Annotated in this window: 6 protein-coding genes; 1 reads left to right on the top strand and 5 read right to left on the bottom strand. The window is 38.3% G+C overall.

What is annotated here, in order from left to right:
- Window positions 1-223: 223 nt before the first annotated feature.
- Entirely contained in the window at window positions 224-1474 is a 1251-nt protein-coding gene (locus tag BLQ53_RS15730) for an MFS transporter (RefSeq protein WP_244499367.1), read from the top strand.
- A gap of 507 nt (window positions 1475-1981) precedes the next feature.
- Here the strand turns inward: BLQ53_RS15730 and BLQ53_RS15725 are convergent.
- The 5 genes from BLQ53_RS15725 to BLQ53_RS15705 form a co-directional block, all read right to left on the bottom strand.
- Window positions 1982-3433: a glycoside hydrolase family 32 protein gene (locus BLQ53_RS15725; RefSeq protein WP_093728259.1), complete on the bottom strand. Its 1452-nt coding sequence runs from the start codon at window positions 3431-3433 to the stop codon at window positions 1982-1984.
- Window positions 3434-5038 carry an extracellular solute-binding protein gene (locus BLQ53_RS15720; RefSeq protein ID WP_093728258.1) on the bottom strand — a complete coding sequence of 535 codons (1605 nt, stop codon included), beginning with the start codon at window positions 5036-5038 and terminating at the stop codon, window positions 3434-3436.
- Window positions 5039-5057: 19 nt separating this feature from the next.
- Window positions 5058-5945 (bottom strand): carbohydrate ABC transporter permease, encoded by an 888-nt coding sequence (locus BLQ53_RS15715; RefSeq protein ID WP_093728257.1) that lies wholly within the window; start codon window positions 5943-5945, stop codon window positions 5058-5060.
- Window positions 5946-5960: 15 nt separating this feature from the next.
- The gene (locus BLQ53_RS15710) at window positions 5961-6845 is read right to left on the bottom strand and encodes an ABC transporter permease (protein WP_093728265.1); all 885 of its coding nucleotides are present in this window, start codon (window positions 6843-6845) and stop codon (window positions 5961-5963) included.
- Window positions 6846-7309: 464 nt separating this feature from the next.
- The gene (locus BLQ53_RS15705) at window positions 7310-7927 is read right to left on the bottom strand and encodes a YesL family protein (protein WP_170829732.1); all 618 of its coding nucleotides are present in this window, start codon (window positions 7925-7927) and stop codon (window positions 7310-7312) included.
- Between the last annotated feature and the right edge of the window lie 52 nt (window positions 7928-7979).

The following is a 7979-nucleotide window of genomic DNA, read 5'->3' as shown; positions in this document are numbered from 1 at the left end:
TGATCACTCCAATGTTTTCTTTGGTCGGAAATACATTTTGAGTGTACCACGAATGGCCTTTTTAATTGTCCAGCTTAATTTTACAATTCACGTAATTTAAAAATGACTTTGCTCCCTCAAAAACCGATCCCCCTTATGACAACCGGTTGACATATTCACACCAATCAAGCTATTATGAAGGCGGTTTCAGAAAATGCTTTCAAATAGTTGGGAGGGGTTTGGATTGAATACTTTTGCAAACAAGAACTATTGGTTTTCTTCTGGTTTTCTATTTCTATTTTTTATCACTTGGTCTGTATGGTGGTCGTTTTATTCGATTTGGCTGAATCAAACGCTTGGTTTAACTGGAGCAGAAACGGGGACTATCTTTTCTGTAAATTCCTTTTCATCCTTGGTTTTTATGTTGTTTTATGGGGTGGTTCAGGATAAGATCGGCACGAAAAAACACCTCCTCTGGTTTCAGAGCGTTATCTTAATGGGGACGGGACCATTTATAATCTATCTTTATGAACCATTGTTGCTTTCCTCTTTCTATACAGGGGCCATTCTAGGCGGACTTTATTTTGGAGCAGGTTTTACGGCTGGCGTGGCTTTTCTGGAATCCTTTACAGAGAAAATCAGCCGGAAGTATAAGTTTGAGTTTGGAAAATCAAGAATGTGGGGCTCCCTCGGCTATGCAGCAGCAACATTCACTGCCGGTCTGCTTCTAAGCATTAACCCGCATCTTAACTTCTGGATGGCTTCTGTGGGCGGTGTTGGATTTTTTATATTAAACTATTTCTTTAAAACGGAAGTGGGAAAAGAAGAGGAAAAGAAAACGACGAACCTTTCCATTGCAGATATTTTATCCGTTTTCAAACAAAAGAAAATTTGGTTTCTTATTCTCTACTTATTTGGGACTACTTGCATCTACACGGTCTACGACGTTCAGCTCTTTCCAGTCTATTTTACGGAACTGTTTCATGATGCAGCATCCGGGCAACAGGTCTATGGCTATTTGAATTCGTTCCAAGTTATTATGGAATCTGCGATGTTATTTGCGGCCCCGTTTATTGTCAATAAAGTTGGCACAAAGCAAGCATTGATACTAGCAGGTTTTATCATGGGCTCTCGCATCATTGGTTCAGCACTTGTAGACGGTCCAATTGGCATTTCACTAATCAAACTATTACACGCTTTCGAACTCCCAATTATGCTTATTGCTGTATTTAAATATATCTCACTTAACTTTGACCAGCGAATGTCAGCGACGATTTATCTGATTGGCTTTAAAATATCAGGCGAAATCGGTGTCATCGTGTTTTCGAATGTTATTGGACGTATGCTTGATTCGACTAGTTTTGAAACTACATTTTTTGTGTTAGGCTCCATTGTGTTTACATTTACCGTTCTATCGATGTTCTTGTTAAGCAATAATAAACCAAAACGAAACAAGGTAATTTTATATGAAGACGACCACTCAAACACACTGTGAACAGTTATAGCGCACGAATGAGGTCATTTTGCATAAAGGTTTAGCAGAAGGAAGTTTTAGCGTATGACTTCGCAAATCTCCAGACGGAAGCTAGCAGACAGAGAAGTAATTTTTTACATTATCTTAAGTAATACCTAGTTCAAATTACTTCCAGACAAAATACTAAATTACCCAAAACAATAAAGCGAAGTTGCAGCTTACAAAACATCTCCACCGGGTTTCACTCTTGCCGGTTAAGAGGAGAAACACATAAAAATATACTTCACCCACAACGAGAATAAAAAAGATAGTAGAGAAACCCTGGTTCTCTACTATCTTCAGTGAGCTGTCTTTTTTATTCCTTCCATCAACAACAATACTCCGAAAAGCAGAAACAAAACATAAATTAAAAAGGTGAAAAATAATCAATCAACATAACAACCTACCAAATATTATGCCCTACCTGTCTGAGCTGTGTGTGCTGTGCCGTAAACTAGGTATATAACTTTGTCCTACTTCTACTGCAGATTATTCACTCGGTACTGAAATTATTCCTTTAACAATGTTAATCGTTCCTTGCTCACTCGATACAGAAAGCTTTGAGCATATCTTATCTGGATAGATTAGACTGGTTAAAGCGTATTCTCCATCATTGACAAATACTTCGATGGAAGAAGAATCGGCAACTGCACAAAGTTTCAGTGTTGCTGTACAATCGAGTTCAATGGTTTGGACATGAGTGAAGTTGCTAGAAAAGTCCACTTTTCCTGATTGACTCCTGTCCAGCAACAATAGGTTTTTTTTCGTATCGATGTGTAAAGTTGTAATCTGGTCACTTGTGTGATGTAACGTAATACTATAAGAAGCAGCGTCTACATTTTCCATAACAAAGTCAAACATAAAGTAAGGCGTATTCAACTCTAGTTGGAATGGTGAATCATCTGACACAACCACATTGCCTAGAGAGTCAGATTTTGAAAAATAAGAATCTAACTCTTTTACAGGAGTTTGGATAACTGCGTAACTATCCTGTTTTTGCTGTAATTGAAGCTCACGCGGCAGCGTCATTTGGCTTCGCCAACCATAGGTAGGAACTTTATTTGCGTAGCGCCAGTTACTCATCCATCCAAGGTAAATTCTTCTCCCGTCCATCTCGGGGATATCAGAAAAACTGACCCCGGCATAATTATCTTTTCCTGCGTCCAACCACTTAATGTCTTTATGATGAGGAGTGAACCGGTGTCCATCAAATGATCCGACGAAATATTGCGTGCGTGACCCGCTCTCCAATTTTGGGTTATCACCAATACTCACCAACAGTACCCATTTCGATTCGTTCTTGCCGATAATGGGCAGCTCAAACAAATCAGGACACTCCCATACGCCGTCATGAGAACCCATCCTTTCCCCGAATTCACTTTCAAATTTCCATTCTCTTAAATTGAGGGATGAATAAAACGAGATAGTCTGGCCAGTTGCCACCGCCATCACCCATTTATTTGTATCATTATGCCACATAACCTTTGGATCTCTAAAATCTACTTTTGTTTCGTGAACAAGGACCGGGTTTTGCTCATATTTTATCCATGACCTCCCTTGATCACTACTAAATGCGAGGCTTTGTCTTTGAACAGGCGTTTTACCTTCTTCATGCAAATGATGGGTAAATATAGCAACCAATCCAGGTTCATTCGGAAAGAACCCCGAAGTATTGTGCCAATCCACTACTGCACTTCCCGAAAATATCGTTCCAAGGTCATCGGGATATAAAGCTATATCCAGTTGTTCCCAAGAAATCATATCTTTACTTACAGCATGCCCCCAATGCATAGGGCCATGTATGCTGTCGTTTGGATTATGTTGAAAAAACAGATGATATTCACCTTTAAAGTAAACCATTCCATTTGGATCATTCATCCAGTTTTCTTTTGGCGCGAAATGTAAGTTTGGTCTGTATGTTAAGAGATTATGAGTAGACAATTAATTCTCCTCCTGTGCTTTCATGTATTCGTCGAATCCGAATTGTTTTATTTCCAGCCATTCCTCTAATCCTAGGCGATTCATTTCATCCAAATGATCATCCCATTCATCTTCCACTTTCCCATTGACAATCCATTCAGAACGTTTTCTCTCTACATAAGGAATCAAGTCCGCCTCAATTTTAGAAATTTTTTCGAGATTATCCAGTGTGTGAAATACATTTGGATACGTGTAATCTGCGTTCATGTCAGGTACCAATACATCATGCATTAACTCCATTCTCCAGGCTGCATCATCTGGCATTGTTGTAACCTCACCATAATAGCTGTCCAAAATTGCCAACGGCCCCCCTAATGATGTCTGTTCCCGCAATTCCACAGGCGCTGTCCCTTCCAATTCCAAATGCTTTAACATATTTTCGCTTTCATCGTACGCAAAGATATTCTGCTTTTCTTTATCTCCATAAGTGCCCCAATTGTTTTGAACAGATTGGAGGGGATCATACATTTGATCGATCCATTTAGCTGTTAATTCTAGATTCTGATTAGCACTAGTTATAACCATCCGCGATCTGTCAAAACCAATCGCATTACTCATAGCAACATTTCTATGTCCTTGCGGCCCTTCCAAGGCAGGAAGCATCTCATAACTTTCACCTGAAATATTATTTTTATCCCAGGTAAAATATACGCCGAAGCGCTCTTCTCCACCTTTGGCAACATAATTGTTCCAATCCTGTTCAAACGCTTCCACATCGATTAAATTTTCCTTATAAAGATCATGTAAATACTTCATGGTTTCTTTATATCCATCAGTCGTTGGTGTGAACACGACTTCTCTATCATTTGTCACGACTGTATGATCCCAATTGTCCCCCACGCCAAATGATCCGAATAGAAAAGAAGGATCTTCTTGTCCCCCGTTTAGTATGAAAGACATTGGAATGGTTTTTCCGCCACCGGCAGGATCTTTATCGCGGAACGCGATGAGCACTTCCCTTAATTCTTCCGTTGTTTGAGGCATTTCCAACCCCAAATCTTCCAACCATTTCACGTTAATCCAGCCGGTTCCATCCACTGCTTGGATTTTTTCTTTTCCGGTACCTAATTCTTCTATCCACGGAAAGGAATAAATATGTCCATCGGGAGCTGTCACCATTTCTTTATATGCAGGAGCCTGTTCAAATACTTTTTGTAAATTCGGCATATGTTCCTCAATTAAATCTTCAACCGGAATTATGGCGCCATCATCTGCCAAGTTTAATAATTCATAATCACTATAGCCTGAATTCATTATCGCATCAGGTAGGTCACCACTTGACATTGCTAAATTTCTTTTCTCCGTAAACACTTCACCTGAATAACTGTCCCATTCGATATGCACTCCTGTTTCTTTTTCCAAGCGCTGAGAAATCAACTTATCGTTTGGATCTTCTGGAGCCATTGGTGAGCTTCCTATCATAAACTTAAGTGTGACATCCTCTTCTACCGGGAAACGTATATCCGATAGTCCGTAATCCTCTGCAGCACTCTTTTCACCTGAGCAACCCGAAAGCAAAACCGACCCTAACACCACTCCATACAATACTTTCTTAAAGTTTTTCATTTGTTTCCCCTTTTCTCATTTATTTTAAGGATCCTACCATGACACCCTTTTCAAAATACTTCTGGAAAAATGGATACATGACCAGTAAAGGTAGACTCGCCAAGACAATGGATGAGTATTTAATCATCTCTGATACCCGTTGCATTTCAGCCATAGCAAGTTGATCGGATATCATTCCTGGATTTACTTCACTTTGAATTAATATAGAGCGTAGAATAAGCTGCAGTGGGTATTTGCTTTGATCTTCCAAATATATCATTGCCTCAAAGTATGCATTCCACTGTCCAATAAACGCATACAGTGCCAGCACGAATATGATTGGTTTTGATAGTGGAACTATGATTTTTAAGAAAATCATAAAATCAGATGCACCATCAATTCTAGCTGCTTCTTTCAGTTCCTTGGGAAGTCCTTTAAAATAGGTCCTTGCCAAAATAATGTTCCACACAGAGAGGGCACCAGGTAAAATAACTGCCCACATAGTATCTAAAAGTCCTAGACTTCGAACAACCAAGTACGTCGGAATCAGACCTCCGCTAAAAAACATGGTGAACAAGAAGAAAAACATGATGGGCTTTTTTAAAGCTAGATTGTCGACAGATAACGAATAACCAGCAAGAATTGCTATAGAAACGGATAAAATTGTAAAACAGGTTGCATATAGTATCGAATTAAAGAAACCTCTCATTATCGATCCATCAGCAAAGATTCGGGTGTAACCATCTACCGTCCAATGATCTGGATTTAGCGAAAACCCTTGTGTTAACAAAATATCAGGTTGTAAAAAAGACCCCAACAATACATACAAAAGTGGTACCAGCGTGATTAAAATAATAAAAATCAAGAGAACTTTGTTGATGAGCAAAAGCATCCGGTCTTTCCGTGAATTATTCATTAAACTGTTCATTTTTCCCCTCCCTCTCTATACAAGACCTTCCCCATCATTAAGTTTCTTCACCACATAGTTCACAGTAAACAGCAATATCACATTAATAACTGCATTAAACAAACCAACAGCTGTTGCAAACGAATAGTCTCCAGCTTGCAGCCCCCTTTTATAAACATAAGTTGATATGATCTCAGAAGCAGGTAAATTCATGCTTGTTTGCAATAAATATGCTTTTTCAAAGCCAATGGCCATTATTCCTCCTGCAGCCAATATAAACAGCACAGCCATCACAGGCTTCAGTGTAGGAAGGTCAATATGTCTGATTCGTTGCAACAATGAAGCACCATCCATCGTAGCAGCGTCATGAAGTTGCGGATCAACGTTTGACAATGCTGCAACATATATGATGGAAGCAAAGCCAGCACCTTGCCATACACCGGACCAGATATAAATAGATCGAAATGCATCTGGATCAGACATAAATGAATAGGGCTCATCCGTGAAGATTGTCATCAGGCTATTCACTGGTCCTGTAGGAGAAAGAAATATAAACAGCATTCCGGAAATTACCACTACCGATATAAAGTGTGGTGCGTACAGAATTAATTGAATATTTTTCTTGGCCTTAGCCCGTCTTAGCTGATTTAACATCAACGCCAGTACGATTGGTATAGGAAAACCAATTAAGAGATCAAAAGAACTTAGTTTGATTGTATTTATTAGGATTTGCAGAAAATTAGGTGACTGTAAAAAACTCACAAAATGCTCGAATCCTACCCATTCACTTCCCCAAATTCCTTTGATCGGGCTGAAATCTTTAAAAGCAATGATTGTTCCATACATAGGCACGTAATGAAATACAATAGTCAAGATAATTGCGGGCAGCAAGAAAATATAAAGGATATAATTGTTGCCCATATTTTTTTTAAGGCGATGTTTGTGTTGTGGCTGCTTATTGTGTTTTACTTTGTAACTGGAATTAGCTACATTTTTTGACGGTATATCTTTATTCTCCAAAAAGCTCCCTCCTTGAATTGCCGTATAATCCAGATTCGTTACTGCTTATTACCAATAATGTACAGTAAGCGCTTACATATGTCAACCGGTTGACCGAAAATTATAGAGGATGAGAAATGACTTGTTGATGCTTTAGCGAACTTGCCAAAATAGCCTAATAACATGGGAAAATTGCAGCGTTAAGTTTAATCTCAAACACCAAAACACAACTAAAAAAAATCCATTTTGAAAAAATTAATCAAAATGGATTCTTTTCCTATGAATCACTCTACATGAAATAAAAGCAGTAACAGTATACTTCCGTGTTCATCTATTATATTGCTGGCGAAAATGCAAATATAGCATACTTTAGATGTTAATTCCTTTCAGTCCATCGAATCTGTTTTCTTTGGTAGAGATTTCAAAGCTGTCCACATAATAATATAACTAGACAAACTGATTCCAATTACTGGGATGAGCGCAGTTATATAAAAACAAAAATAGATAACCAACAATAAACCCAGAAGCATTATCAAAGTTCGCATCGGTCGACCAACTGCTAATATTATTGCATTTTTCGGGTATTGAGAAAGTTTTTGATCAAAATGTACGAACAACGGAAAAACATACAAAAGTGTAATACCATAGACAACCATGATAACGACTGTTATGTTAACCAAAATACTCTGTAACTGTTTGTCGGAAATTAGTTGAACAACTCGAAAATCTATGTATAGTACAGCTCCAATAAACACCAACAAATATCCCAAAAGATTTGCCTTGAAAAATTCTTTTCTATAGTTTATTAAAAAGAGTTTAAGCACGGGAATATCATTATCTTCCATGATAGAACGGCGATGAACAGCAAATAAAGCCGCAGTAGCCGGAAATATTCCCAGCACAATGAATCCAGCGAACGTAAAAAAAATCCATAAAAGATTTAACAAAAATAGATTAAACAACCAGGTACCCAGCCTTAAATACCATCGTGACATATCCATCATTATTCTACTCCTTCGCCTAGATAACAAAATCTCTTTCATTTATGCTTATTGA

Origin of the sequence: Terribacillus halophilus, assembly GCF_900101385.1 — a bacterium.
Lineage (GTDB): Bacteria > Bacillota > Bacilli > Bacillales > Amphibacillaceae > Terribacillus > Terribacillus halophilus.
This window is presented reverse-complemented; position numbering and strand designations above follow the sequence as displayed.

Excerpts from the sequence above, each read along its gene's own strand:
- BLQ53_RS15720 (WP_093728258.1), bottom strand. The coding sequence starts at position 5,038 with ATGAAAAACTTTAAGAAAGTATTGTATGGAGTGGTGTTAGGGTCGGTT.
- BLQ53_RS15715 (WP_093728257.1), bottom strand. The coding sequence starts at position 5,945 with ATGAACAGTTTAATGAATAATTCACGGAAAGACCGGATGCTTTTGCTC.
- BLQ53_RS15710 (WP_093728265.1), bottom strand. The coding sequence starts at position 6,845 with ATGGGCAACAATTATATCCTTTATATTTTCTTGCTGCCCGCAATTATC.
- BLQ53_RS15705 (WP_170829732.1), bottom strand. The coding sequence starts at position 7,927 with ATGATGGATATGTCACGATGGTATTTAAGGCTGGGTACCTGGTTGTTT.